The sequence below is a fragment of the Thalassolituus sp. UBA6592 genome (genome assembly GCF_002433655.1).
GTDB lineage: Bacteria > Pseudomonadota > Gammaproteobacteria > Pseudomonadales > Oceanobacteraceae > Venatoribacter.
Genome location: NZ_DJIO01000066.1, coordinates 470 through 1,061, shown reverse-complemented (window position 1 = coordinate 1,061; position 592 = coordinate 470). Strand labels below are relative to the sequence as shown.

Here is a 592-nt window from a genome sequence, read left to right as displayed (position 1 = left end):
CCAAACCGGTTTGCATTGCTATAAGTTGGCCAGCCAGCACAAATACCTGAGTAACCAGTTCAACCACAAAGCCAAGTGCGATACCGATCAGCAACTGCTGCAGAATAATAATCAGCGAAGCCACCGACAGAGCATCTACATGAGGTAAAGGAGGCAGCACCGGAACAATCACCAGCGTAATGGCAACCGCCAGCAGCAGACGAATCTGCATCGGTATCATTCTGGAGCCAATCAATGGCATAACCATCAGCATGCCGGAAATGCGCGCAAATGGATAAAGATAACGCGATATCCAGTGGCTGACTTCGAGCGCGTCGATTTCAAACATCAGTCTGCGTCAGCCGATGATAAAGGGGATATTCATATAGAGTTCCTTGGTGTAATCAATGACAGCCGTTACAGCCCATGGACCAAACATAATCACAGCCAGCAATGTCACCACCAGACGCGGCAGAAAGCTCAGCGTCTGTTCATTAATCTGAGTGGCCGCCTGAAAAGTACTGACCACCAGACCAACGAACAGACTGGGAACAATAATCACCACCACGATCACCAGCACCAGATACATAGCATGAGTAAACAGATCACCGAT

The 592-nt window shown here is 48.8% G+C and carries 2 protein-coding genes; both read right to left on the bottom strand.

Going from position 1 to position 592, the window contains the following annotated elements:
• Positions 1 to 328, bottom strand: a 328-nt coding sequence (locus B2Z72_RS06140; protein ID WP_297004373.1) for a flagellar biosynthetic protein FliR, incomplete at its 3' end; no start/stop codon positions are given.
• A gap of 9 nt (positions 329 to 337) precedes the next feature.
• The coding region (locus tag B2Z72_RS06135; RefSeq protein WP_349681239.1) for a flagellar biosynthetic protein FliQ at positions 338 to 592 on the bottom strand (255 nt) is incomplete at its 5' end.